The 25,333-nt window shown below is 36.9% G+C and carries 26 protein-coding genes; 11 read left to right on the top strand and 15 right to left on the bottom strand.

Annotated features, from left to right (window positions below):
* Positions 1-295: 295 nt before the first annotated feature.
* From ilvC to ABD692_RS06320, 10 genes are all read left to right on the top strand, one after another.
* Positions 296-1,777 (top strand): ketol-acid reductoisomerase, encoded by a 1,482-nt coding sequence (gene ilvC / locus ABD692_RS06365; protein ID WP_316763516.1) that lies wholly within the window; start codon positions 296-298, stop codon positions 1,775-1,777.
* 98 nt (positions 1,778-1,875) lie between these two features.
* The gene (gene leuC, locus ABD692_RS06360) at positions 1,876-3,279 is read left to right on the top strand and encodes a 3-isopropylmalate dehydratase large subunit (protein WP_344765893.1); all 1,404 of its coding nucleotides are present in this window, start codon (positions 1,876-1,878) and stop codon (positions 3,277-3,279) included.
* 14 nt (positions 3,280-3,293) lie between these two features.
* A complete protein-coding gene (locus tag ABD692_RS06355) occupies positions 3,294-4,031 on the top strand; it encodes a class I SAM-dependent methyltransferase (RefSeq protein WP_344765892.1) in 738 nt (245 codons plus the stop codon).
* Positions 4,032-4,089: 58 nt separating this feature from the next.
* Positions 4,090-4,689 carry a 3-isopropylmalate dehydratase small subunit gene (leuD, locus tag ABD692_RS06350; RefSeq protein ID WP_316763525.1) on the top strand — a complete coding sequence of 200 codons (600 nt, stop codon included), beginning with the start codon at positions 4,090-4,092 and terminating at the stop codon, positions 4,687-4,689.
* 191 nt (positions 4,690-4,880) lie between these two features.
* The gene (locus ABD692_RS06345; protein ID WP_344765891.1) at positions 4,881-6,350 is read left to right on the top strand and encodes an ATP-binding cassette domain-containing protein; all 1,470 of its coding nucleotides are present in this window, start codon (positions 4,881-4,883) and stop codon (positions 6,348-6,350) included.
* A 99-nt stretch (positions 6,351-6,449) separates the two neighbouring features.
* A complete protein-coding gene (leuB, locus tag ABD692_RS06340; RefSeq protein ID WP_344765890.1) occupies positions 6,450-7,550 on the top strand; it encodes a 3-isopropylmalate dehydrogenase in 1,101 nt (366 codons plus the stop codon).
* Positions 7,547-9,052 carry a 2-isopropylmalate synthase gene (locus ABD692_RS06335; RefSeq protein WP_344765889.1) on the top strand — a complete coding sequence of 502 codons (1,506 nt, stop codon included), beginning with the start codon at positions 7,547-7,549 and terminating at the stop codon, positions 9,050-9,052. Before leuB ends, ABD692_RS06335 begins: the two co-directional genes overlap by 4 nt.
* A gap of 191 nt (positions 9,053-9,243) precedes the next feature.
* Positions 9,244-9,414 carry a hypothetical protein gene (locus tag ABD692_RS06330; RefSeq protein ID WP_344765888.1) on the top strand — a complete coding sequence of 57 codons (171 nt, stop codon included), beginning with the start codon at positions 9,244-9,246 and terminating at the stop codon, positions 9,412-9,414.
* 24 nt (positions 9,415-9,438) lie between these two features.
* On the top strand, positions 9,439-10,689 hold the full coding sequence (gene ilvA, locus ABD692_RS06325) for a threonine ammonia-lyase IlvA (RefSeq protein ID WP_344765887.1): 1,251 nt from the start codon (positions 9,439-9,441) through the stop codon (positions 10,687-10,689).
* Positions 10,690-10,815: 126 nt separating this feature from the next.
* Positions 10,816-11,163: a cupin domain-containing protein gene (locus tag ABD692_RS06320; RefSeq protein ID WP_344765886.1), complete on the top strand. Its 348-nt coding sequence runs from the start codon at positions 10,816-10,818 to the stop codon at positions 11,161-11,163.
* A gap of 57 nt (positions 11,164-11,220) precedes the next feature.
* Here the strand turns inward: ABD692_RS06320 and ABD692_RS06315 are convergent, their stop codons facing one another.
* Entirely contained in the window at positions 11,221-11,781 is a 561-nt protein-coding gene (locus ABD692_RS06315; RefSeq protein ID WP_344765885.1) for a DUF4230 domain-containing protein, read from the bottom strand.
* 138 nt (positions 11,782-11,919) lie between these two features.
* On the opposite strand from ABD692_RS06315, the gene ABD692_RS06310 reads away from it, so the two are divergent.
* Positions 11,920-12,330, top strand: coding sequence for a hypothetical protein (locus tag ABD692_RS06310; RefSeq protein ID WP_316763541.1), 411 nt, complete (start codon positions 11,920-11,922; stop codon positions 12,328-12,330).
* Positions 12,331-12,340: 10 nt separating this feature from the next.
* Here ABD692_RS06310 and ABD692_RS06305 read toward each other — a convergent pair whose 3' ends face one another.
* From ABD692_RS06305 to hemL, 14 genes are all read right to left on the bottom strand, one after another.
* Positions 12,341-13,333 carry an ABC transporter ATP-binding protein gene (locus ABD692_RS06305; RefSeq protein WP_344765884.1) on the bottom strand — a complete coding sequence of 331 codons (993 nt, stop codon included), beginning with the start codon at positions 13,331-13,333 and terminating at the stop codon, positions 12,341-12,343.
* 120 nt (positions 13,334-13,453) lie between these two features.
* Positions 13,454-14,269, bottom strand: a complete 816-nt coding sequence (locus ABD692_RS06300) for an outer membrane beta-barrel protein (RefSeq protein WP_344765883.1) — start codon at positions 14,267-14,269, stop codon at positions 13,454-13,456.
* A gap of 94 nt (positions 14,270-14,363) precedes the next feature.
* Entirely contained in the window at positions 14,364-15,119 is a 756-nt protein-coding gene (locus ABD692_RS06295) for a hypothetical protein (RefSeq protein ID WP_344765882.1), read from the bottom strand.
* On the bottom strand, positions 15,100-15,669 hold the full coding sequence (locus ABD692_RS06290; RefSeq protein WP_025146912.1) for an RNA polymerase sigma factor: 570 nt from the start codon (positions 15,667-15,669) through the stop codon (positions 15,100-15,102). Before ABD692_RS06290 ends, ABD692_RS06295 begins: the two co-directional genes overlap by 20 nt.
* A gap of 683 nt (positions 15,670-16,352) precedes the next feature.
* Entirely contained in the window at positions 16,353-17,501 is a 1,149-nt protein-coding gene (locus tag ABD692_RS06285; RefSeq protein WP_316763563.1) for a hypothetical protein, read from the bottom strand.
* Between the two features lie 156 nt (positions 17,502-17,657).
* Positions 17,658-18,227 (bottom strand): hypothetical protein, encoded by a 570-nt coding sequence (locus ABD692_RS06280; RefSeq protein ID WP_316763565.1) that lies wholly within the window; start codon positions 18,225-18,227, stop codon positions 17,658-17,660.
* A gap of 50 nt (positions 18,228-18,277) precedes the next feature.
* A complete protein-coding gene (locus ABD692_RS06275; RefSeq protein WP_316763568.1) occupies positions 18,278-18,838 on the bottom strand; it encodes a CopD family protein in 561 nt (186 codons plus the stop codon).
* Positions 18,839-19,345: 507 nt separating this feature from the next.
* The gene (locus ABD692_RS06270) at positions 19,346-19,573 is read right to left on the bottom strand and encodes a hypothetical protein (RefSeq protein WP_344765881.1); all 228 of its coding nucleotides are present in this window, start codon (positions 19,571-19,573) and stop codon (positions 19,346-19,348) included.
* A 2-nt stretch (positions 19,574-19,575) separates the two neighbouring features.
* Positions 19,576-19,809 (bottom strand): hypothetical protein, encoded by a 234-nt coding sequence (locus tag ABD692_RS06265; RefSeq protein ID WP_316763575.1) that lies wholly within the window; start codon positions 19,807-19,809, stop codon positions 19,576-19,578.
* A 44-nt stretch (positions 19,810-19,853) separates the two neighbouring features.
* Positions 19,854-20,879 (bottom strand): uroporphyrinogen decarboxylase, encoded by a 1,026-nt coding sequence (hemE, locus tag ABD692_RS06260; protein ID WP_344765880.1) that lies wholly within the window; start codon positions 20,877-20,879, stop codon positions 19,854-19,856.
* Between the two features lie 150 nt (positions 20,880-21,029).
* Complete coding sequence (locus tag ABD692_RS06255) at positions 21,030-21,545, bottom strand: hypothetical protein (protein ID WP_344765879.1); 516 nt, start codon at positions 21,543-21,545, stop codon at positions 21,030-21,032.
* Positions 21,545-22,249 (bottom strand): response regulator transcription factor, encoded by a 705-nt coding sequence (locus ABD692_RS06250; RefSeq protein ID WP_109926856.1) that lies wholly within the window; start codon positions 22,247-22,249, stop codon positions 21,545-21,547. The genes ABD692_RS06255 and ABD692_RS06250 overlap by 1 nt, the downstream gene beginning before the upstream one ends.
* An 8-nt stretch (positions 22,250-22,257) precedes the next feature.
* On the bottom strand, positions 22,258-23,124 hold the full coding sequence (locus ABD692_RS06245) for a sensor histidine kinase (protein ID WP_344765878.1): 867 nt from the start codon (positions 23,122-23,124) through the stop codon (positions 22,258-22,260).
* Between the two features lie 791 nt (positions 23,125-23,915).
* Positions 23,916-25,286 (bottom strand): glutamate-1-semialdehyde 2,1-aminomutase, encoded by a 1,371-nt coding sequence (gene hemL, locus ABD692_RS06240; RefSeq protein WP_344765877.1) that lies wholly within the window; start codon positions 25,284-25,286, stop codon positions 23,916-23,918.
* Positions 25,287-25,333: the final 47 nt, after the last annotated feature.

Here is a 25,333-nt window from a genome sequence, read left to right as displayed (position 1 = left end):
AAACCGATTGAAGTGGAAATACTTTTTTTTCACCAAAACTGTCATGCTGAGGCACTAAGCATCTGCAACCGATGAAACAGATTCTTCCCTCCTCAAAATGACAGGAGTTAAAAAAGATTGAAATCCCCAACAATGTTGGGGAGGACTGAAATAACTAAAAAGCACAAAAAATTGCTTTATATATTTCGACTACGCTCAATGGCAAAAATGTTCGTGAGGATACGAACCACGGCGGTAAAACCTGCAAAAAACGAACTAATTAGAAAATAGAACCATAAAATAAATAACAAAAACGATGTCAAATTATTTTAACACATTACCTCTTAGAGAAAAATTAAACCAACTGGGTGTTTGCGATTTCATGGATAGCAACGAATTTTTAGATGGCATTAGCGCTTTGAAAGGCAAAAAACTAGTGATTGTAGGTTGTGGCGCTCAAGGCTTAAATCAGGGTTTAAATTTAAGAGATAGTGGTTTAGATGTAAGTTACACGTTGCGTAAAGAAGCGATTGAAGGCAAAAGAGATTCATGGAAAAATGCAACTGAAAACAACTTCAAAGTTGGTACTTACGAAGAATTAATTCCTGGTGCGGATGTGGTAATTAACCTTACACCAGATAAACAACACACTGCGGTTGTAAATGCAATTATGCCTTTAATGAAAGATGGCGCTACATTATTGTACTCTCACGGTTTCAACATCGTGGAAGAAGGTATGCAAATCCGCAAAGATTTAACGGTAATTATGGTAGCTCCAAAATGCCCTGGAAGTGAAGTTAGAGCAGAATATGTTCGTGGTTTTGGTGTACCAACTTTAATTGCTGTGCATCCAGAGAACGACCCTCAAGGTAAAGGATTAGCACAAGCAAAAGCTTATGCTGTTGGTACAGGTGGTCATAGAGCTGGTGTTTTAAAATCATCTTTCGTTGCTGAGGTCAAATCTGATTTAATGGGCGAACAAACCATTCTTTGTGGTCTATTGCAAACAGGTTCCATCCTATCTTTCGATAAAATGGTTGAGAAAGGAATTGATGCTGGCTATGCATCTAAACTGGTTCAATATGGTGTTGAAGTAATTACGGAAGCGCTAAAGCAAGGAGGTATTACTGCAATGGTTGATAGATTAAGCAACATTGCTAAAATTAAAGCTTTCGAAATTTCGGAAGAATTAAAAGATATTATGCGTCCGTTATTCCAAAAACACCAGGATGATATCATGAGTGGCGAATTTAGCCGTATCATGATGGAAGATTGGGCTGCTGGCGATAAAAACTTATTGGCATGGAGAGCTGAAACTGGCGAAACTGCTTTCGAAAAAACTCCTGCTGGCGATGTTAAAATTGGCGAGCAAGAGTATTTCGACAACTATTTATTAATGGTTGCTTTCGTTCGTGCTGGTGTTGAATTGGCTTTTGAAACGATGGTTCAGGCTGGAATTAAACCAGAATCTGCTTACTACGAGTCGCTACACGAAACACCGCTTATCGCAAACACTATTGCCCGTAAGAAATTGTTTGAAATGAACCGCGTAATTTCTGATACCGCTGAATACGGTTGTTATTTATTCGACCAGGCTTGTAAACCATTATTGGCTGATTTCATGAAAAAAGTGGATACTGATTTAGTTGGTAAAAACTTTAACGATGGTAAAGATGGCGCTGTTGATAACAGAAAATTAATCGATGTTAACGAAGCGATCCGCTCTCATGAAGTAGAACAAATTGGCGCTACTTTACGTAAAGCAATGACTGCGATGAAAGCAATTAAAACTGCATAGAATAAAAAGAATGTCATCCTGAGCTTGTCGAAGGATTCTTTTTATTCTTTAAAGGGTCTTCGACGGGCTCAGACCGACAACATTAAATACAAAATAAAATGTCAAAAACATTAGTAGAAAAAATTTGGGATGCACACGTTGTAAAAAGTGAAGAAGGATTTCCTGATATTTTATACATTGATACACACTTAATACACGAGGTAACTTCTCCTCAGGCTTTTGATGGCTTGCGCAAAAGAGGTCTGCCTGTTTTTCGTCCACAACAAACGGTGGCAACAGCCGACCATAACGTGCCAACGTTAAACCAATTACAGCCAATTAAAGAAGAGCTTTCTCGCTACCAAGTGGATATGCTGACCAAAAATTGTGCAGAATTTGGGATTGAACTTTATGGCTTAGGACACCCATTTCAAGGAATTGTTCACGTAATTGGCCCTGAGTTGGGTATTACCTTACCAGGAAAAACGATGGTTTGTGGCGATAGCCACACTTCTACCCATGGTGCTTTTGGAGCGATTGCTTTCGGTATCGGCACATCACAGGTTGAGCAGGTTTTCGCAACGCAATGTTTGTTGCAATCGAAACCTAAAACCATGAAAATTGAGGTTAATGGCGAACTTGGAAAAGGTGTTGGCGCAAAAGATATCATCCTATACATCATCGCTCAGATTTCTGCAGCTGGTGGAACTGGATATTTCATCGAATACGCTGGTTCGGCAATCGAGAGTTTAAGTATGGAAGCTCGGATGACAATTTGCAATATGAGTATCGAAATGGGGGCCAGAGGTGGCTTAATTGCTCCAGACCAAATTACTTTCGATTACATAAAAGGTAGAGAATTTGCGCCCGCAGGCGAAGAGTGGGATAAAGCTTTAGCCTATTGGAAAACGTTATACAGCGATGCTGATGCAAAATTCGACAGCGTTTTAACTTTCGATGCGGCAGATATTGCACCAATGATTACTTATGGAACCAACCCAGGAATGGGAATGGGTATCCAGGAAAACATCCCTGCAACAAATGCTCAACCAGAAAAAGAAAAACTTTCTTATCAAAAAGCATTGGACTACATGGGTTTTGATGATGATGCTTCATTAATTGGGAAACCAGTTGATTATGTTTTCATTGGAAGTTGCACCAACTCTCGTATTGAAGATTTGCGTGAAGTAGCTGATTTTGTAAAAGATAAGCGCAAAGCAGATAATGTTACGGTCTGGATTGTTCCAGGTTCGAAACAAGTAGAGCAGCAAGCTAAAAACGAAGGTTTGGATAAAATTTTCGAAGCTGCAGGTTTCCAGTTACGTGAGCCGGGTTGCAGCGCTTGTTTAGGCATGAACGAAGATAAAATTCCAGCTGGAAAATATTGTGTTTCTACATCGAACAGAAATTTTGAAGGCAGACAAGGGCAAAATGCTAGAACTTTATTGGCTAGTCCGTTAACGGCTGCTGCTGCTGCTGTTACAGGTGTGATTACGGATGTTAGGGAATTATTAACCCCCTAACCCAAAAAGTAGAAATGTCTAATTCGATAAGCATAAACGATAGAACAGAAGCCCCCTTTATAGGGTTGGGGGGTTTGGAAGAAATTCAAAACCAATTTAACGCAGTATCTGAGAAGTACGATAAGCAAAGGCGTTTTCTTATTCCTTGTTTTGATGATTTTTACGGGACCGCTTTAGCGCTGTCGGAAAATGTTCCAGCAGTTAAAAGCATTTTGGATGTTCGTGCAGGAACTGGATTGATGAGTGCGTTCTTTCATGAGAAGTATCCTGAGGCGAAAATAACTTTGGTTGATATCTCTAAAGAGATGCTTAAAAAAGCAGAGGAGCGTTTCGAGGGAAATGAAAACATTAGTTTTTTAAACGCCGATTTCTCCACTGTCGATTTACCAGAAAATCATTATGATTTAGTGGTTTCAGGACTCGCAATACACCATTTACCAAATGAATTGAAACAACAGTTGTTTGGCAAAATTACAAAAACGCTCAAACCTGGAGGTTGGTTTATCAACGCTGATCAAGTTTTAGGCGAAACTGAAGTGGCAGAAAAAATTTTTACTGAAAACTGGAAAAACCATGTTGAACAGAACCCGAATTTAACAGGAGAAGAAAAACAAAGTGCATTCGAGCGAATTAAGGTTGACATTATGGCGCCTTTAAAACCGCAATTGGAATGGCTTGAAAATGCAGGACTACAAAATGCAAATTGTTATTATCAGTATTACAATTTTGTAGTTTTTGCTGCAAATAAATAAAAAAATAAAGCGATAAAAGGGTTCTTGATCCTGTTACTCGCAACTTGATACTAATAAAATGAAAAAGTTCACAAAATTAACATCGGCAGTAGTGCCTTTAAACATAGAGAACATTGATACCGACCAGATTATCCCTGCGAGGTTTTTAAAAGCAACAACTCGTGAGGGTTTTGGCGAAAACTTGTTCCGCGATTGGCGTTATGAAAACGACAATCAACCTAAAGCTGATTTTGTGTTAAACGACCCGACATATAGCGGCCAAGTTTTAGTGGCAGGAAAAAACTTTGGTTGCGGCAGTAGTCGTGAACACGCAGCTTGGGCTATACAGGATGCAGGTTTCGATGCGGTAATCAGTAGTTTTTTTGCTGATATTTTCAAAGGTAATGCCCTGAACAATGGCTTATTGCCAATCCAGGTAAGCGAAGATTTCTTAGCTCAAATTTTTAAAGCTGTAGATATCAATGCAAAATCTCCTTTAGAGGTTGATTTAGAAAACCAAACGGTTACAATTGTTGAAAGCGGTGTACAGGAATCTTTTGAGATTAACGCTTACAAAAAATCGTGCTTGATTAATGGCTATGATGATATCGATTTCATCCTGGCGCAAAAAGATTTGATTGAGGAATTTGAAACCCCCAACACCCTAAAAGGGGCTTAAAACCTATAGCTAACAACCACGTCATTGCGAGGCGCGAAGCAACCTTAAAGCAAGGGATCGAAGGGTATAGCGTTAGTAGTAGGATTGCTTCGTACCTCGCAATGACGACCGCCTAATAACCACGATTAAAAAAAACGACAATACCCAACTTAGATTTACTAAGGTTTTTAAGATGGCAAAAAATAAATAGCATGAAAGAAAGTTTCGTCAGTATTCAGGATTTAAACCTAAAACACCAACAAAAATCGGTGTTAAAGGATTTGACTTGGGCTATTAATCGTGGCGAAAACTGGGCATTAGGTGGCACGAGTGGAAGCGGAAAAACTTCGTTAGCTAAAATTATTGCAGGCTTGCAAAATGCGGCTGGCGAGGTAAAAATCAATTTCAATAATGAAAGTCATTTACCAGCAGAGGTTTTATTCGTAGAAAGCTGGTATCAGTTTAAAAACTTAGAGGGCGTTGCAAACTTCTATTATCAGCAACGTTATACCAGTCAGCAGGCGAAAGACACCTTGACTGTTCATGCCGAATTGGTCAATTATGGTAAAGAAAAAGGAATTCATTTAGATAAAGTTGAACACATTTTAGAAGCGCTAAACTTTTCTTCATTTGCCAGTTCGCAATTGATTGAATTATCTAGCGGAGAACATAAAAAATTGCAGCTCGTTAAAGCTTTATGGTTAAAGCCGCAATTGTTAATTATCGACCAACCTTATACAGGCCTGGATGCCGCATCACGTAAAAACCTTAACCTTTTATTGGATGAAGTTTCAACGGATGGTGTTCAGTTGATTTTAATTTGTAATGACTCGGAGTTACCAAGTTCTATTCATCGCTTTGCGGAAATAGTAAATGGTCAAATTTCAGTTTCTAATTCAAGAACTATAACATCAGTTTCTGATGATCAACATTCAAAAGAAATTCCAGATTTCCTAAAAGAATCGCCTGTTTATTCTTCCGAGAATATTGTTAACATGATTGATGTAAACATCAGTTATGGCGAAAAACAGGTTTTAAAAAACATCAATTGGGAAGTTAAAGCTGGCGAAAAATGGTTATTGCAAGGACATAATGGTTCTGGAAAATCAACTTTATTAAGCCTTGTAAATGGCGACCATCCACAATCTTACGCCAACGAACTTTACCTGTTTGGCAACCGACGTGGAAGCGGCGAGAGCATTTGGGACATTAAACAGCATATCGGTTTAATTTCACCTGAGTTTCATTGGTATTTTGATGCTTCGGCAACGGTTTGGCAAAGTATTGCTTCTGGTTTTTATGACACTGTTGGATTATTTCAACAGCTGCCTTATACTAAAGGCCAACAAGTTGATGAATTGGTAGAATATTTCGGTTTAACTGAAAATAAAAACGAACTCTTAAGTTCGCTCCCCTTAGGAAGACAACGATTGGTTTTATTGGCAAGAACCATCATCAAAAATCCAGAATTATTGATCCTGGATGAACCATGCCAAGGTTTAGACCAACAGCAAACGGTACATTTTAACCAATTGGTTGATGAGTTGTGCAGCAATGGAATGACCTTAATTTATGTTGGCCATTTTGAATCGCAGTTGCCAACCTGCATCGAGAAAAGAATATTATTAGAAAAAGGCGAGGTAAAAGTCGTTGAAAGTTTAAATATAGAAATACTAAGCTAAAGCAGAATTGCCACAGAAACACAGAATACACGGAATCAATTTTTCCCAATTTCCGAGTCTCCGTGGCAAATGATTAGCTGAAAACAATAGAAGTCGAAAATGAAGAAGAACATTTTAGTAATACCTGGAGACGGTATTGGACCAGAAGTAACCACCTGGGGAAAAGCAGCATTAGAAAAAATTGCAGAAATTTTTGGCCATGAATTTGTGTTTGATGAAGCTTTAATGGGCCACGCGGCTATTGAGGTAACAGGCGAACCATTGCCAGACGAAACTTTAGAGAAAGCAAGAAAAAGCGATGCCATCCTCTTCGGTGCCATCGGCCATGCCAAATACGACAACGACCCAAGTTTAAAAGTTAGACCTGAGCAAGGTTTATTAAAAATCCGCAAGGAACTTGGTTTATTTGCAAACCTCCGCCCGATATTACTATTCGATGAACTTCTTCAGGCATCGAGTATTAAACCCGAAATATTAAAAGGAACGGATATTTTATTCTTCCGCGAATTAACGGGAGATGTTTATTTCGGCGAAAAAACACGTTCTGAAGATAGAAATACCGCTTCTGATTTAATGATTTACCACCGTTACGAAGTAGAGCGTATTGCGCACAAAGCTTACCAAGCTGCTCAGCAACGTAGTAAAAAATTATGTTCGGTAGATAAAGCGAATGTTTTAGAAAGTTCTCGTTTATGGCGAGAAACCGTTCAGGAAATTGCAAAACAATATCCTGATGTAGAAACCGAGCACATGTTTATTGATAATGCAGCGATGCAGCTCATTAAAAACCCTAAGAAATTCGATGTGGTTTTAACTGCAAATTTATTTGGTGATATCCTAACTGATGAAGCCTCACAAATAGCCGGTTCAATGGGTATGCTGGCATCGGCATCTGTTGGAGAAAGCACTGGTTTCTTTGAGCCAATCCACGGTTCTGCGCATGATATTACCGGTAAAGACTTAGCTAATCCTTTAGCTTCGATCCTCTCGGCTGCGTTGATGCTAGAAATTGGTTTCGGACTAAAAGAAGAAGCCAAATTACTGGTTGATACCGTTGATGCGGTTTTGAAAGAAGGTTTCAGAACACATGACATTGCCGACCAAACCACTAACCGATTTAAAGTTTTAGGCACAGCCGAAATGGGCAAATTGGTATTGAAATTTTTATCCCAAAAAACATCCACAACACAAGCATCATGATACACGATCCAAATAAAGTATATATTTTCGATACCACCTTACGCGATGGCGAACAGGTTCCAGGCTGCCAGTTAGACACCAACCAAAAAATTGAGATTGCCAAAGCACTTGAATTACTTGGCGTTGATGTAATTGAAGCCGGTTTCCCAATTTCAAGTCCTGGAGATTTTCAAAGTGTTGTGGAATTATCAAAAGCGATTAAAAACCCAACAATTTGTGCTTTAACAAGAGCGATCAAAGGAGATATAGATGTTGCTGCAGAATCTTTGAAATATGCCAAATACCCACGTATCCACACCGGTATAGGCGCATCGGATATGCACATCCAGTACAAATTTAACAGTACCCGCGAAAAGATTTTAGAAAGAGCAGTTGAGGCTGTAAAATATGCTAAAAAGTTTGTGGAAGATGTGGAATTTTATGCGGAAGACGCAGGAAGAGCAGACAATGCATTTTTGGCGCAAATGATTGAAGCCGTAATTGCAGCTGGTGCAACGGTTGTTAATATACCTGATACAAACGGTTATTGCCTGCCAGACCAATATGGCTCCAAAATTCTTTACTTAAAAGAGAACGTTAAAAACATAGATCAGGCCATTATTTCTGTTCATTGTCATAACGATTTGGGCGTTGCCACAGCAAATAGCATTGCAGGAGTTTTAAATGGTGCCCGTCAAATTGAGTGTACCATTAACGGAATTGGCGAAAGAGCTGGAAACACAGCTTTGGAGGAAGTTTCGATGATTCTTAAAACACATGCTTTAGGTTTACATACAGGGATTAACAGTAAATATTTCACAGAAATCAGTGGAATGGTTAGTCGCATGATGCACATGCCAGTACAACCAAATAAAGCCATTGTTGGTAAAAATGCCTTTGCTCACAGCTCTGGTATCCACCAGGATGGATTTTTGAAACATCGTGAAAACTATGAAATTATTAATCCTGAAGATGTTGGTTTAAACAGTGCGGATATCATTTTAACTGCTCGTAGCGGTCGTCATGCTTTAAAACATCATTTAGAGCGTTTAGATTACGATATTGAAAAAATCAATATTGATGATGTTTACGAACGTTTCTTGGTTTTAGCTGATGAGAAAAAAGACATCACAGATGATGATTTACTTTTCTTGATGAGTGATGGCGAAATTGAATCATACAAGAACGGCTATAAATTAAACTTACTTCAGGTAGTTTGCGGCGACCAGGCTAAACCTACGGCTAATATTAAATTACAATACGAAGGTGTAGAGAAAGAAGCTAAAGCTGAAGGAAATGGCCCAGTTGATGCAACGATTAATGCAATTGTAAGTATTATAGATAAAGATATCACACTTAAAGAATTTACTATCCAGGCTATGCATGGCGGTAGCGATGATGTGAGTAAGGTAAATATGAAAGTGGATTATGAGGGTAAATCTTTTGTGGGTTTTGGTTTCAGCACTGATATTGTGAAAGCATCGGCAAATGCATATTTAGATGCGATTAATAAGTTTTTGTAAGAAAGGTTAAAGCAGAAAGATCAAAGCTGAAAGTAAAAAGGGAATCGTCATTGCGAGGTACGAAGCAATCTTAAAGCGAAAGAAAATAATATTGAGTTGTAAGATTGCTTCGTCCCTCGCAATGACGGCCCAAACTCAAACCTGACAGTAGCGGAAATACTTTGTTTGACGCGACCTTAAAATATTCTGTCATGCTGAGGAACGAAGCATCTGCAACCGATGAAAAAGATGCTTCGTTCCTCAGCATGACAGAAGCTAAAAAAGATTGCAATCCCCAACAATGTTGGGGAGGACTGCAATACCGAAAAGCACTGAACATGCTTTTCAAAAAAAATAAGTATGAGTCAAATCTTGATACTTGATTCTTACAACTTTATACTGAACAAATGAATGATACAATAAAAAATACTTTCGATTTTGAAAGCGCATTTAAAACCTTACAAGGTGTAGTGAAACGTACTCCTCTTGAATTTAATGCTGGATTATCGTTAAAATACAATGCAAATATCTACCTAAAAAGGGAAGATTTACAAATTGTACGTTCCTATAAATTACGTGGTGCTTATAATAAAATAAGTGCTTTAAATGCAGATGCTTTAAAAAACGGAATTGTATGTGCCAGCGCTGGCAATCACGCTCAAGGCGTCGCTTATTCTTGCAAAAAGTTAGGCATTAAAGGTGTAATATTTATGCCCGAAATTACGCCTAAGCAAAAAATCAAACAGGTAAATATGTTTGGTGGCGACAATATCGAAATTGTTTTAGTGGGCGATACATTTGATGATTGTTTAAAGGAGGCTCTAGTTTATTGTGAAGAAAAATCTTCGACCTTTATCCCTCCTTTTGATGATGAAAAGGTAATTGAAGGACAAGCTACGGTTGCGATGGAAATTTTTCAGGATCTACCTGATTTAGATGCCATAATTGTACCTGTTGGGGGTGGTGGTTTAGCTTCTGGCGTAAGTGCTTATTTGCAAACCGTAAAACCTGAAGTTAAAATTTTCGGTGTAGAGCCAATGGGTGCGCCATCGTTAAGCGAAGCCCTTAAAAACGGTGGACCAATAACTGTTGAAAACATCGAACGTTTTGTGGATGGTGCGGCCGTAAAAAGAATGGGCTGGATCACTTACCAATATTGTAAGGAATTGCTCAGCTCGACTTATTTGATTCCTGAAGGCCAAATTTGTACTACTATTTTGAAGCTTTATAACGAAGATGCAATTGTTGTAGAACCTGCCGGAGCTTTGTCGGTAGCGGCACTAGAACAAGTAAAGGATCAAATTGTAGGAAAGAATATCGTTTGCGTGATCAGTGGTGGCAATAACGATATCGAACGCATGCAGGAAATCAAAGAGAAATCATTGCTTTTTGAAGGCTTGAAACATTATTTCATCGTTCGTTTCCCACAAAGACCAGGTGCTTTAAAATTATTTGTTAACGAGGTTTTAGGCCCGCATGATGATATTACCCGCTTCGAGTTTATCAAAAAAACGAATAAAGAAAATGGCCCAGCTTTGGTTGGTATTGAGTTAACTGATAAAGATGATTATGCCAGTTTATTGCAACGAATGAAGGATTTTAAATTCGAGATTATAGAACTGAATCAGGATCAAACTTTGTTTGAGTATTTGGTATAAGGTTTAACCGAAAAGAACCCTAAGTTTTTCGCAGAGAAAGCAAAGAACATTTTATAAAATTGTCATTCTGAGCCTGTCGAAGAACAACGTTTCGACAAGCTCAATTGGACAAAATCCAATAAGAAAATGAACTTCAAAGATCTAACAAACAAAACATTAATAACTGACAAAGACATCGATTGGGATGATTTGGGTGCAGGCGTGAAACGTAAAGTAATGCCTTTTGATGATAACCTGATGCTGGTTAAAGTTGCCTTTGAAAAAGATGCAATTGGCACAATTCATAATCATCCACATTTGCAGCTAAGTTATGTGGCGAAAGGGAGTTTTGAAGTTACCATGGGCGATGATAAGAAAATCCTAAATGAAGGAGATGTTTTCTTTGCTCCAACGATGATATTTCACGGTGTAGTTTGCCTGGAGGCTGGAATACTGGTTGATATTTTTAATCCACACCGTGAAGATTTTTTATAATATTGGTTACTGCTTAAACTTAGCTGTGCTAAGATTTAAAATGATAAAAGAAATAATCTAATCAAAAGTCAGCTTTACATTTTTATATCCTAAACCCTCAATTATTGGCTTAAGCACATTTAATGCATTGGTTTTTGTTTGCACTAAGATATCAGATTTTTTAACTTCGGCAGCAACATGTTTTTCTGCAGCCTTGTAAGCTTCATCAACTAATCCCGCTTCGCGGAAAAAAGCCATTTTGGTATCGTAAACTTTAGAGTTTTTGTGGTCAATTTTTACATAACAAATCTCTGGCTGTGGTAAATTTACTACAGCTGTATCCGCATCAATTTCAATATTATCTTTAGTTATTTTAGTAAGATCGATACAGCCAACAGCTTCTGCTTTTACAATGAGTAAAACGCTTGCTTCAGGCAAAAAATCCGTTTTGTTTTTATGTTCCAATACATCGCTAATTTGGTAGCGAACCAGCTCTAATTTACCAATAGCCTCGATTTTTTCTACCAAAAGCTGATGTTTACTTTCAACTGAAGTATTAATGCTAAACTTTTTCGAAATAAAAAAGTATCCCGCAACCAATAAAATTAACCAGGGTAAAACTCTAAAAATTACGCTCATTTTTAAAAGATATGAATTCAAATTTCAATGTCGTGTTCTATTTGATAAACAATTATTAATCCATAATGTGTGATTCAGAATTTTTGGCAGTTGTTTTGTAATACGCAAAGCAACACACACAAATAAACACTAATCAATATGAAAAAGCTAACTATTTTAATGCTTTGCATTGTCACACTAGGTTTGGCATCTTGCAAAAAGGACACGATTGTTCAAAACACACCGAACATTACACTGTATAAAACTATTCAGCCAAATCAGTGGACTTCGGGAAGTGATGCAAATGGCCTTTTTTACTATGTAGATATCACCGACAACAGAATCGAACAATATGAAGATGATGGTATAATCTTGTCATTTGCCCGTTTTAACGACGATGGTTATGATGCATTACCATTTACTTACGGAACCGACTCTTACAGCTACAGTTCTTTTCCAGGTAGAATAAGGGTATATCTTCAATTTAATAACAATAGAAACACTTTACCAGTTAGACCTACGGCTAGTATTGGTGCAAGAATTGTTTTGGTTGCCTCTTCTGCAGATTAAAAGACTTACATTAAAACTCTAAAAAACGACTAATGTTCAACTGAACGTGGTCGTTTTTTTTATGCTCGCCCCTATTCAATTGCAACGCCCGAACAGTAACACCGTTTCTTTCAAGCAACAGTTCATCATAAAAACCTTTGTAATAAACGTCTTTAACTTCAAAACGTCTGCTACTCCAATTGCTATTAATTTCTGCCCATTCCGGATAGAAAACAACTGATCCTGCAAAAGTTTTCAAACCCAGTTTTTCTGCGTCGCCGCGAGATAAAACCACTGCATTTCCTAAAATCTGGGCCGTATAAATATGTTTTGGTTGCTGATAAATTTCAGATGGTTTACCAGTTTGTAAAAGTTCACCATTCCGTAAAATAAGAAGCTGATCAGCAAGAAACAAACCATCAGCAGGATCGTGAGAAACCAAAATTACCGTAACTCCAGTTTCTGCAGCAACCCGCTTAATATCTGCACGTAATTGGTTCTTTAATAAAGCATCCACCTGACTAAAAGGTTCGTCAAGCAATAAAACTTTAGTATCGGCAACCATCGCTTTGGCAATTGCAACACGTTGTTGTTCTCCACCACTCAGTTCAATTATCTTTTTATTTTGTAATGGAAGTATCCGCAAATGTTCCATTATAGCCAGGGTTTTTTCGGCTTTGGTTTTTAAATCAGTATTAGATAGCTGTGAGGCAATATTATCGTAAACCTTAGCATAAATATTGAGCGAGAAATCCTGCGTAACCATTTTCATCTGCTTATGCCCAGGAATCAGCTGTTCATCTGGCCCCTTAATTCGCTCTTCCTCAAAAAATATTTCACCATTATCGGTTTTTAATAAACCATAAATAGATTTTAATAAAGTTGATTTACCGCTACCGCTTTCGCCAATAATCGCTACTACATCCCCCCGATTAATATCGAAAGTAATATTTTTAATTCCTCCAGCTTGCTCAGCCTGGTATTGTTTCGTTAAGTTTTTTACACTGATTATATTATCGCTCACGGAGTAAATATAAAGCTTAAAGCAGAAAGACTAAAGTCTAAATCGAAATTGTTGTTATACAAAAAAATCCTGTTCCGCCTAACCGAAACAGGATTTAACTTATTTGTGTGTTGTTATATTTTAATTTAAGCCAAAGGTTACCCCGAAACTCATATTTTTCAATCCAGCTTGTTGTGTAGTCGTAAACATATCGTTGAAATAATATTTAGTAAACAACCCTAAGCCTCCGTAACCAATTCTAACCGTACCACCATAACGTACCGATTGGAAATGGTAGCTATCGTACTGTTTTTCTTTGCCACGCTCATCGCTAACTTGTTTTATTTTACCGTTTAATAAGAAACCTACTTCAGGACCTAAAACCACGTAGAATCTTTTACCTTTAGAACTCTGATTGGTGCGGAATTCGAAGTTTAAAGGAATATGCACATAACTGCTCGAGAAACGATTTTTAGAGAACTGAACAGGCTGTTCGGTGTAAACAAACTCACTTGAATTTTTGGCAATAGTAATATCTTTTCTAAGGCGAATTAATGTCCAATCGAAACCACCCCCTACATAAACCTTAAAGTTAGAGTTAAAACGGTAACCGAATTGCAAAACATCGAAAGAGAATGTACTTGTTTTACCACCTTTGTAATCTAAAAATTCATTATTTGGAGATAAATTAAAACTTCCGTTATCAATTAATCTGGAGAAACCTAAATCAACTCGGGTAAAAGTAACTCCACCTACAAAGCGACCTTTTTTTGAATTATCTGTTGAATCGCCAATTTTAGTAATAAGATTGCCACCGCCAATGGTTAAGTTATATTTAGCTTTTTTCTTGGTAACTACTGAGTCTTTAACTACTGTATCTTGTTGTGCAAAAGCACTTGGAGCAAAAGCACTGGCAAGTCCACCTACCATAAGTGCTGTAAAAATTAGACGTTTCATATTTTGTGTGTGTTTATATTTTAAAGTGAATGAATTATTAAATGATAGATTTAAACATCCGATCTTAAAATCCTTAAATCTTAATCAATCCTGGTTATTTTTTCTTTTTGCCGAATTTAAACGGGCCAATATTTATTGATGAGAGAGAAGAATCATCATCATCCGTACGGAATTGGATAAACTTATCTTTCCTTTTATCAACTTTGTTAACAATTAAGTTTACAACATCTCCAACATTTCTAATTCCTTTACTTTCCGCTTGATTGTTTTCACTATCAACAACATCCGATTTAATAACTGAAGCTGTTGAAGCATAAACTGTTTCAGAATTAGCCTTGGAAACAGCAGCATCAATTTTTTCTTTAATATCCTGTTTTGGCTCTTCAACCTTCGCAATCATAATTTCCTGTTTTTGCATTTCAGGTGCGGTAACCACTTTCTGTTTTTCTACAGGCTTAACCTCTTTTTTTACCATGGTTTTAGCCAAAGTAGTAACTGGTTTAGCATTTACAATAGGCAAGATTTGTTCTACCTTTTCAACTGGCGTTACAATCGAAACCGCCGAATCCTGAGTTGGTTGTTTCGTTATAACTGGTGTTTCAACTTTCGGCGTAACATTATTAGCGTATTGCTTTGGCTTAACATCCTGTTGTTGGTAAATCAAAAAGCCAACTGTTGCAACAAGTAAAACCGCCGCTGCCGACAACCAGTAAATTGGAATAATCCTTTTTTTCTTTGGCTCAATTTCACTTTCAATACTGCTCCATAAATCTCTCGATGGCGTAATTTCGGCATCTTCAAAAGCATTTTTAAATAACTTATCAAAATCCTTATCCTGTATAGGTTGCATAACCAAATCCCTCCATTTTTATAATTTCTTCTTTTAATATTGCTCTCGCTCTTGATAATTGCGATTTGCTTGCTCCTTCCGAGATCCCCAAAGTTTCTCCTATCTCTTTGTGTGAGTAGCCTTCTATTACATACATATTGAAAACCATTCGGTAACCATCTGCCAATTTTTGTATCACTTTCATCAAATCCTGCATACCCAGTGTACCAAAATCAAACCCTGTCGAAGGTTGCTCATAAGCCTCATCAATTTCTACCACATTTAAGCTGCGTAAATTTTTACGGTAACTTTCAATTGCAGTATTTACCATTACTCTTCTAATCCAGCCCTCAAAAGATCCATCTCCACGGTATTCCTTAATCTTTTGGAAAATCTTGATGTATCCCATTTGCAATACATCCTCGGCCTCCATTCTGTCTTTTGCGTAGCGCATACAAACGGCCAACATTTTCGAGGCAGTTTGCTTATAAAGCAGCTCCTGCATCTTTCGGTCGCCAGCTTTGCAGCCTTCCATCAAATCGTTTATCGTATAGCTTCGCGTCAATTTCATTGTGTGTTTGTATATAGAAGATGGCAGATTACAAACATTGGTTGCATGAGGAGTAAGAAAAAGTTAAATAAAAGTTAAAATTCATTTTTACACACTGATTATCAGTAAGATAAATATTAAATAAATTTCAAGAAAGATATAGATTTTTGATTTGGAAAGCAATGGCAGGAGATTTTTTGAGGCGTTAGTCCCGCTATCCGTTCCAATCTTTTTTAACTTCTGCCATCCTGAGGCACGAAGCATCTGTTTCATCGGCTGCAGCTGCTTCGTGCCTCAGCATGACAGTATATTTAGGGTTGCTGCATCAAAAAGTATTTGCACTGCTATCGGGTTTAGAAACGCCAGGAGTGCTCAACACAAAGCAGCAAAGCGGAGAATTTGGCTAAAGCCGAAAAGTATATTTATAGTTCCGTTGGCTAAAGCCAACGGCAATGAATAGCTATTTTAAAACGATTTACATTTCCTTGCCGTCTGCTTCAGCAAACGGTATTCTAATGCAATTATTTTTTTCCATCCAGCAAAGCCCAGGCAGAAAATCTTCGTTAATCTTATATCCAGCCTAACAAATTTTTGGGGATGCATTAACCAAGCCAAATTACTAACTTCGATACAAAAATTTTCAGCTGGCAATTTTGTCTCTTTTGTTGTCAAAAGAAAAAAGCCCGTCTGGCTAAGACAAAAATTTATTTCTTTGCCTTAAACAATCTAAAATCCTGTTTATAAGTTAAAAAAAACGAATGATTAAACTGTAGCTGTTTATCCGTATTATCCAGATCAATATGCGGTTCAAAGCGAACATCAAGATACAAATGCGGAATTAATTCTTTTTGGTAAGCATAACGCAACGAAACAATATTTCTACCGCTTTGCTTTAAACCGTTGGTGTATAAATTACTCGAAACCGATTCGTACAAAGGCATTCCTTTAATCGAAATAAAGTTATTTCCTTTCCAGTAAGAAGCCACCAGACTTCCCCATTTACTTTCAACTCCTGCATTTAACCACATGCCAAAACCGCCTTGAAAAGCACGACGTTTATCAGGAGATAAATCTTTGTAAACAGCAATATAATTATCGGTATAAACCTGTTTTATATTAGTATTTATCTCCTTGTGTAATTTCAAACCAGCTGCGCCGTTAAAAACCGTACTAATCGGAATCTCTTTTAAAATATCAATTTGTCCACCTTGGTGGAAAGCTAAAAACTGTGCAGGGAAACTAAACTTCCAGCCGTTGTTTTCTGCAATCGTGGTTTCTGTAGATAAACCACCGACAATTTCTTCTTTTGCAGCCTCGCCCTTATCAATCATTTTCTGCCAGGCAATCCAGGCATCTAAATTAAATTTCTTACGCTCCACTAATAACTGCGTGCCATATTCAATAGGGTTCGTTATTGTTCTCTCAAAATCGTAAAGAGGCTCAATATATTTATGTTGAATCCCTCCCTCTAAACTCCCAAAAATCAAGGTTAAATTACGCTTGTGGTATTTTAAGTTAAACAAAGGCTTAGCATCAGTAATTCCGTTTCTACCGAAATCTTTGCGGATAAAAGCACCAGCCGTTATCGCCAAATTAGGATGCGCATAATACACAATTTGGGGTTGTAACTGCGTTCCGTACAAAGTATAACCGTCATGGAAATCATTTGTGTATTCGTAATTACGAACGTAATTAAGGTTATAGAAGCTAAAATGTACCTCGTTGGTTAAGCTACTATCTGGACGGATTCTGTTTTCTAAAGCCGATTGATTAAACTGTGCCGAAGCAATATAAGTTGTGAAAAGAAAAGATATAAAGAGTAAGGTTTTTTTCAAACCTGTGGTTGTAAACATGAGCTTGGATTTTATCGCCCAAATTTAGGATAGTTTTTTGGTAAAGTATAAAGTAGCAGGTATCAAGTATTAAGAACCAGGTGCAAGTTGACGAAAAGCAAACAAAATTTCTCCTTGAAAAGGAAATTGCCTAAATTTTGTTATTAACAAATAAGATCAACTTATCCAGCTATAAATTAATTTAAACTTTGCCCATTTTCCATTTTTTTTACGGTAGAGAAAAGTTTCTCCGCTAGCACATCCTAACCCACACGATATTTCAGTATAAAATAAGCAATATTGATAATTCTTTATAAATATAGGGCTTGAAAAAATGTGAATATCTTTACCGACATACCTATAAAAATAATCCCATCCATTATATAATCTCAAATATTCCTTTTTAAGAATGCGGTTAAGAGAATCCTTACTTATACAATTCATCTGCGTACTAATTAAATTTCGCCAAGATTTTAATTCCGGTTCTTGAATTTGTTTTTTTATATAAGACAATTCTTTTGTATCAAAAAAACTAGTATCTGAATCTTCTAAGCCATGGCGATAAAATTGTGGTTCATTGATTAGCACGGATCTTTTGGATTTCAGCTTTTCTGCATAAATGTCGTTGATGAAAATTTTTGCTTGTTGTTGATATATTGAATCAGGATCAACTGAAATGGTTTTCGCTTCTACCCTGTTAATTTTTAAAATTAGACTTAACAAGGCAAAAAAGTATAGTTTTAGCATCTTCTTTATTCTGAAGATGCTAAAACTAAGAACGTTCCACAAAATAAAATTTATTTCTTATTCTTTAACCGATAATTCTTATAAAGCTTCACCGCAATCATTATTGCCAATGCAATACCCATTATACCAATTAAGCCGTAAACCCAGTTAATGGCATTCTTTAAAATCACTACAAATACAATCGCAATCATAAAAATAGTAGCCAGCTCACGCCATAAACGCAATTGAAAACTTGTCATCTTGAATTGACCATTTTTAAGCTGTTTTACAATGTTTTGGCAAATGAAATGATAAATCAACAAACCTACTACAAAGCCAAGTTTAACATGCATCCAATCTGCCTGCAATAAACCTGGGCGCAAAGTAAGCATAGAAATGCCAGCCAAAACTGAAATAACCATTGCAGGTGTCGCAATAATTTTCCATAATGTAGCCTCCATTTTAGTAAACTGAGTTAGTAGGATACTTTTTTCGGGTTCTGGTTTTTCGTTGGCCTCCGTGTGGTAAATAAACAGACTTAAAATATAAAATAAACCCGCCATCCAACTAATTACAAATACGATGTGTACCGCAAGAAAGTAGTAATAATATGGCTGTAGGGTTTCTATCATGATTTGATTTTATTCAAAATATAGGTGCTTATCCAATTAGGTATATTCAAGATTTAAAATTCCATTCTTTATATTCCCAATATAATTATTTTTGGAACCAGAATTATCCCAAAGATAAGTTTCATCAACTTCTTTTAACATATCTATAAGTAAATCCATTGTAAGAAAATAGCATTTCTCAACCTTTTTACCATCAACCAAAATGACCACCTTTATTTACCCTATCCTTTACCCGTTCTAGATTCATCACAGGTGTTTCTGTTCCAACAAAATATAAATAAACCTTATAATTATTCTGACGAGCGAATTCGATGAGTGCTAACTTAGATGGATGAGAAAAAACTGTTTCAAAAGAAAATGATTTTCTAGACTCAATTAATTTGTGGCGAATAAAATCAGCAACTATTGCAAAATGATAAGAGTTATATTCGATGTCATCAAATTCTCCTTTTACGATAACATTTTCTTTTACAACGAGATTCCAACTTTCGAATTTGAAACCTGCTTTTAATATAATCCATTTGAAATGCTGAATTGCTCAAATTCGGTATGTGAACAGATAATATCAAACTCTGATAGATTTAAAAAATTGTTTTTCTTAAAATCTGATTCAAGATTATCTGCATTTACAAAAAGCTTGGTTGAAAAATAAATTGGCTTAATTGAATTATAAAGTGTTGTTTTACCAGAACCATTTGGCCCAGCGAAAACTCTCAATTTAGGCTTGATAGCCATTATTAAAACAGTTTAATTCTTTTTTTACCTACTCTTTTTTTAGTGAAGTTCCCAGAAGAAATCTTTACGATTTCGCCGTTATTGAAAGTTCTATAAACCCCATCAGCTTTCACTTCAGTTCTACCTAAATCCATAGCATCAACTACGCGAAGAACCTCATCCATCGTTTTATTTATGGCGTTAATTACCTGTTTAATTGGCAATCTATCTTCGTCACGTAATGATTTGACTGTCATGGCTCGTAAATTATTTACGCTAATATAAGCAAAATGAGTTGAAATTAATACCTAAACTCCTTCACCACATCAATTGCATATTTCACGTTATCAAAAGGAATATCAGGCATAATACCATGACCTAAATTGAAGATAAATCCCTCCCTTCCACGCATACGCTCAAACAGTTTATGAATTTGCGCTTTAATCACCGATTGATCCGCATATAAAATATGGGGATCTAAATTTCCCTGCACAGCAATACCTTTTGGCAAAGCATTTTTTATGTTTAACAAATCGGCATTCCAATCTACAGAAATTACATCAGGTTTAGCTTCTGCCATAATTGGCGCAAAAACCGAACTTCCTTTACAAAAAGAAATTACAGGAATATCTTTTCTATTTAAGTTCGAGATAATTTCCTGGATATAACGGTGTGAAAATTCCTGATAATCATTCCAAGATAATGCAAGCGCCCAGCTATCGAAAATTTGAACAGCATTAACACCAGCAGCAATTTGAAGATTCAAATAATCAGCCGTTACTCTAGCAATTTTAGCTAAAAGCTTATGCGCCAATTCTGGTTGGTTGTGTATAAAAAGCTTCGTTAATTTAAAATCCTTAGAAGAACCACCCTCAATTAAGTAACTCATTACCGTAAAAGGTGCACCAGCGAAGCCGATCAAAGGAATACGACCATTTAAACGCTGTTGAATCACTTTAATCGCATCAGCAACGTATTGTAGTTCATCCAAACAATCAACATTTAAGTTTTCAATATCTTGTGCATTACGCACAGGATTTGCAAACTTCGGTCCAACGCCTTGAGTAAAGCTCAAATCGCCACCCATAGCCTCACCTGTTACTAAAATATCGCAGAATAAAATCGCCGCATCAATATCCAACAAATCAACAGGAAGCATCGTTACATCTGCAGCAATTTCTGGAGTTTTACACATCTCTAAAAAAGAGTATTTGTTTTTAATCTCCCAATATTGTGGCATAAAACGACCAGCCTGACGCATCATCCAAACTGGAGGACGTTCTGTTTGTTTTGAAAATGCAGCGTCTAAAAATAAATTATTCTTCATGATTTGTATTTCAGGTATTAAGAACCAAAAAAAGGCTTAACAGCTTAATGCTTAAAAATTTTAATTGCGCAAAGGTATAAATAAAAAAAAAACGAAGTACCTTTTTATTCCTAAACTGGTGCTTCGTTATTCAAAATGACAATATTAGTATTATAATTTGCCTATTTCCTTTTCTATTTTCACAATAATATCTTTCGAACGTGATGATTCTGCAAGTTCCTTGGCCAACTTTGTGTATGCTTCTGCCTTTTCTTTATCTTTTTTTCGCAAAGCGAGATTAGCCAGGTGTATTAATACATAAGCTTTCTCATTCTTTCCGCCAACAGGAAAACGACTGGCTAACTGAAAGTGATATTCAGCCTTTTCGTAATCTTCCTCTTTTAAGGCCAGGTTGCCTTGCATAAATTCATAATAGCCTCTTCGGTTTTTCGATAGTCTTTCTGCATTCGGAACTTCCGCTAGCATCAACTTCGCCTTATCAAACTCATTATTTTTAAAATATTTTGAGGCCATTAAAACAGAACTATGCCTGAAATGACTCCAAATAATAAATAAAAATAAAAACCCCGTAACCGCCGCCAGCTGGTATTGATTGTAATAAACACAAACCAACGCAGCAAGCACAAAAACGGCCATCAACACATACCTACCGAGACTATTGTACATTAATGAATATCAGTAAATTTATAGCCTACACCACGAATCGAGTGGAAATAAACAGGATTTTTCTGATCTGGCTCGAAATACTTACGGAACGTTAAAATGAAGTTATCAATCGTTCTGGTCGATGGATAAACATCATAATTCCAAACCGTTTCTAAAATCTGCTCACGAGAAACCGCATCGTTTTTACGCTCAATTAAAAGCTTCAACAACATCGTTTCTTTTTTCGTTAATGGCGTAATCGTACCATCGTCGTGTTTCAATTCGAAAGAGTTAAAATAGATCGTTTTATCGCCAATTTTGTAAGAGTTTAGCTCTTTTAAATCATCCGATTTTAAACTGCGTTTTACCAAAATACCAACACGAAGAATTAATTCCTCTAAGTTGAAAGGTTTAACTAAATAATCATCAGCACCTTTTTTCAAACCCAAAACACGATCTTCTGACGTGTTTTTAGCAGTTAAAAACATAATCGGAACTTCTGCATTCTCTAAACGGATTGTTTCACAAACTTGGAAACCATCCATTTCAGGCAACATTACATCTAAAATAATTAGATTAAAGCGTTCTTCTTTAAATATTTTAAGAGCGGTTTTGCCATCTTTAACGGCGTGAACTTTATAACCCTCAAGTTCCAGGTTTAATTTGATAGCATCTAACAAGTGATCCTCGTCTTCTACCAATAGAATTCTTAATTTTTGTGACATAATTGAGATTAACTAAATGTTACTTCAAAAATACTTCCTTGAGGCAAATTGTCTTTTACTGTAATATCTGCATCATGGTATTGTAAAACCTCTTTCACAATAAACAAGCCTAAACCTGTTCCTTTCGCTTTCCTGACATTCTCGTTACCAACTCGGTAAAACTTATCAAATATCAACATTTTTTCGGCATCTGAAATACCTGGTCCTTTATCAATCACACTCAGTTGAATATGCCCGTCAACTTGGCCTAAAAGCACATTTATCTCATCACAAGGACTTGAATACTTAACCGCATTTTCAATCAAATTCGTCACAACTGACGATAAGGCAAACTTGTCACCCATTAACTGCAAATTTGGCTGAATTTGCGCATTGATCAGTTGCTCGTTTCCGCAAGAGTGAACCTGCAACCGATCCGTAATTTTATAAACCAGTTCCGAAAAATTAAATTCCTCTTTCGGAAAAGTGTAAGAACGATTTTCAATCTTGGTTGCTAACAACATATTTTCAACCAAATCATCCAAACGCTCAATATCTTTTAACGAATTATTTAAAAGCGAAACCTGTCGGGCCTTATCTAAATCTCTTTTAACAATGGTTTGGATAGAAAGTTTTATCGCAGCCAAAGGCGATTTCAACTCATGGGTAATCGACATCAAAAAATTCTGCTGTTGCTCTCTTAGTTTATCTTCGCGTTTTAATGATTGATGGAGAAAATAACCGCCAATACAAAGCAGAAACAAAAACACCGAGCCCTCCCCCATAATCATCGTCATGCGACTCGGCTGCAAACGCACCACCAAAGTACCCCAAGAAATGAGCTGAATCAATGCGTAAAGTAATAGTGCGTAAAATATGATAATGGATTTCTTCATCTGTCTTTACCAGGATTTTTATGATTTAAGGATTTTAAGATATTATTCCTTAGATGCTAAATTATATTATTTATCGTCATGGTTCGTGTCCTCACGAAACATTTTTTTTCATACTCAGCGTAGTCGAAGCATCTGTTTCATAGCTTGCAGATGCTTCGTACCTCAGCATGACAGCATATTCGAGGTTGCTGCATAAAAAAGGCATGTCCATTATTGCCATGGCTCGTGTCCTCACGAAACGTTTTTTTTCATACTCAGCGTTGAAGTATGGAAAGCAATTTTTGCTCATTTGGTTATTTCATTCGCCATGGTTCGTGTCCTCACGAAACAATTTTTTCATACTCAGCGTAGTCGAAGCATCTGTTTCATAGCTTGCAGATGCTTCGCACCTCAGCATGACAGCATATTCGAGGTTGCTGCATAAAAAAGTATTTCCACTTCAATCGGGTTTAGCGAACTTTCGTTTGTGCATCAAACTTAAATCCTCCCCTCGCCCCTCCAAAGGGAGATACCCCTCAAAGTATCTTCACACTCTCGTCATTGCGAGGTACGAAGCAATCCTAAAACTATCGCTACGAATTTAAATCCCTCGGTTTAAGATTGCTTCGTACCTCGCAATGACGACATATTGACCTTACATTTCCTTATATGGTTAAAAAAGTCTTCCCAATCTCCCGAATCGCCATGGTTCGTGTCCTCACGAACCAATTTTTTCGTTTACTTATATTCTTATATGGTTAAAAAAGTCTTTCCACTCTGTGAAAACCTCGGTCCCTTCTGTGGTCAAAAACCTATTTCTTAAACACCAAATCAAGCGCCTCAAAAATCGCTCTCTTCGCTTTCTCCAATTCTATCTTCGTATGTGCTGAAGATACGAAACCAACCTCATATCCCGATGGACCTAAATAAATCCCACGGTTCAATAATTCTCGGTGCATTACCTTGAATTTCTCCATGCTACCCGCATCAATATCATCAGCCGATTGAATTTTATCCTTATCCGTAAAAGCGAACCAGAAAATAGAACCGACCGTAAACACTTTAAATTTATAATTTCTAGCAGTTGCAAAACGCTGAATACTAGCTACGAAATCCTGAGTTTTATTATTTAAGTCCTTATAAAAGCTAGATTTATTTAGCTCTGTTAGGGTTGCGATTCCCGCAGCCATCGCCACTGGATTGCCAGACAAAGTACCTGCCTGATAAACGCCGCCATCAGGTGAAATATGTGCCATAATTTCGGCTCTCGCACCGTACATGCCCACAGGTAAACCACCACCGATAATTTTTCCGTAAGTAACGATATCAGGCGTGATGCCATAAAACGCAGCAGCGCCCTCAAAACCAACACGGAAACCAGTAATCACTTCATCAAAAATTAAAAGCGAATTATTCTCCTTACAAATTTTGCTTAAGAAGTGAATGTATTCTTCATCCTGCAAAATTAAGCCATTGTTAGCAGGAATACCCTCAATGATTACCGCGGCAATTTGGTCTTTAAATTGTGTAAAAGCTTGTTCAATTGCAGCCTTGTCGTTTAAAGGAATTACAATGGTTTCTTCAGCAAAAGATTTTGGAACACCAGCTGAAGAAGTTTCGCCAAAAGTAACCAGACCTGAGCCCGCCTTAACCAAAAGCGAATCACTGTGACCATGGTAACAACCCTCGAATTTCAAAATTTTATCTCTTCCCGTAAAACCTCTTGCCAAGCGAATCGCCGACATAACCGCTTCTGTACCAGAACTTGTGAATCGGATTTTCTCAACAAAACGATTGTTCTTGATAATTAATTCTGCCAGTTCATTTTCCAAAGCTGTTGGCGCACCGAAACTCATTCCGTTTTGCATCACCTCAGTCACTTTCTCGCGTATTTTCGGGTTATTATGCCCTAAAATCAGCGGACCCCAACTTGCGCAGAAATCAATAAACTGGTTTCCATCAGCATCCCAAATGTAACAGCCATCGCCTTTTTCGATAAAAAGTGGTGTACCATAAACAGATTTGAAAGCCCTAACAGGCGAGTTTACCCCACCAGGGAAATACGTTTTCGATTTCTCATATAACTCCGCAGATTTTACCCTCGAAATATCAGGTTTACTTCCTGTATTTACTGGAATATCGGCCTCGTTGCCTGAAAACATTTTCTTTAATGAATCTAACATTTTTATTAAGCTTAAAACTGAAAGACTAAAGCTGAAAGTGGATATAA

This window comes from Pedobacter ginsengiterrae, from assembly GCF_039537385.1.
Lineage (GTDB): Bacteria > Bacteroidota > Bacteroidia > Sphingobacteriales > Sphingobacteriaceae > Pedobacter > Pedobacter ginsengiterrae.
This window is presented reverse-complemented; position numbering and strand designations above follow the sequence as displayed.

Excerpts from the sequence above, each read along its gene's own strand:
- ilvC (WP_316763516.1), top strand. The coding sequence starts at position 296 with ATGTCAAATTATTTTAACACATTACCTCTTAGAGAAAAATTAAACCAA.
- leuC (WP_344765893.1), top strand. The coding sequence starts at position 1,876 with ATGTCAAAAACATTAGTAGAAAAAATTTGGGATGCACACGTTGTAAAA.
- ABD692_RS06355 (WP_344765892.1), top strand. The coding sequence starts at position 3,294 with ATGTCTAATTCGATAAGCATAAACGATAGAACAGAAGCCCCCTTTATA.
- leuD (WP_316763525.1), top strand. The coding sequence starts at position 4,090 with ATGAAAAAGTTCACAAAATTAACATCGGCAGTAGTGCCTTTAAACATA.
- ABD692_RS06345 (WP_344765891.1), top strand. The coding sequence starts at position 4,881 with ATGAAAGAAAGTTTCGTCAGTATTCAGGATTTAAACCTAAAACACCAA.
- leuB (WP_344765890.1), top strand. The coding sequence starts at position 6,450 with ATGAAGAAGAACATTTTAGTAATACCTGGAGACGGTATTGGACCAGAA.
- ABD692_RS06335 (WP_344765889.1), top strand. The coding sequence starts at position 7,547 with ATGATACACGATCCAAATAAAGTATATATTTTCGATACCACCTTACGC.
- ABD692_RS06330 (WP_344765888.1), top strand. The coding sequence starts at position 9,244 with ATGCTGAGGAACGAAGCATCTGCAACCGATGAAAAAGATGCTTCGTTC.
- ilvA (WP_344765887.1), top strand. The coding sequence starts at position 9,439 with ATGAATGATACAATAAAAAATACTTTCGATTTTGAAAGCGCATTTAAA.
- ABD692_RS06320 (WP_344765886.1), top strand. The coding sequence starts at position 10,816 with ATGAACTTCAAAGATCTAACAAACAAAACATTAATAACTGACAAAGAC.
- ABD692_RS06315 (WP_344765885.1), bottom strand. The coding sequence starts at position 11,781 with ATGAGCGTAATTTTTAGAGTTTTACCCTGGTTAATTTTATTGGTTGCG.
- ABD692_RS06310 (WP_316763541.1), top strand. The coding sequence starts at position 11,920 with ATGAAAAAGCTAACTATTTTAATGCTTTGCATTGTCACACTAGGTTTG.
- ABD692_RS06300 (WP_344765883.1), bottom strand. The coding sequence starts at position 14,269 with ATGAAACGTCTAATTTTTACAGCACTTATGGTAGGTGGACTTGCCAGT.
- ABD692_RS06295 (WP_344765882.1), bottom strand. The coding sequence starts at position 15,119 with ATGCAACCTATACAGGATAAGGATTTTGATAAGTTATTTAAAAATGCT.
- ABD692_RS06290 (WP_025146912.1), bottom strand. The coding sequence starts at position 15,669 with ATGAAATTGACGCGAAGCTATACGATAAACGATTTGATGGAAGGCTGC.
- ABD692_RS06285 (WP_316763563.1), bottom strand. The coding sequence starts at position 17,501 with ATGTTTACAACCACAGGTTTGAAAAAAACCTTACTCTTTATATCTTTT.
- ABD692_RS06280 (WP_316763565.1), bottom strand. The coding sequence starts at position 18,227 with ATGCTAAAACTATACTTTTTTGCCTTGTTAAGTCTAATTTTAAAAATT.
- ABD692_RS06275 (WP_316763568.1), bottom strand. The coding sequence starts at position 18,838 with ATGATAGAAACCCTACAGCCATATTATTACTACTTTCTTGCGGTACAC.
- ABD692_RS06270 (WP_344765881.1), bottom strand. The coding sequence starts at position 19,573 with ATGGCTATCAAGCCTAAATTGAGAGTTTTCGCTGGGCCAAATGGTTCT.
- ABD692_RS06265 (WP_316763575.1), bottom strand. The coding sequence starts at position 19,809 with ATGACAGTCAAATCATTACGTGACGAAGATAGATTGCCAATTAAACAG.
- hemE (WP_344765880.1), bottom strand. The coding sequence starts at position 20,879 with ATGAAGAATAATTTATTTTTAGACGCTGCATTTTCAAAACAAACAGAA.
- ABD692_RS06255 (WP_344765879.1), bottom strand. The coding sequence starts at position 21,545 with ATGTACAATAGTCTCGGTAGGTATGTGTTGATGGCCGTTTTTGTGCTT.
- ABD692_RS06250 (WP_109926856.1), bottom strand. The coding sequence starts at position 22,249 with ATGTCACAAAAATTAAGAATTCTATTGGTAGAAGACGAGGATCACTTG.
- ABD692_RS06245 (WP_344765878.1), bottom strand. The coding sequence starts at position 23,124 with ATGAAGAAATCCATTATCATATTTTACGCACTATTACTTTACGCATTG.
- hemL (WP_344765877.1), bottom strand. The coding sequence starts at position 25,286 with ATGTTAGATTCATTAAAGAAAATGTTTTCAGGCAACGAGGCCGATATT.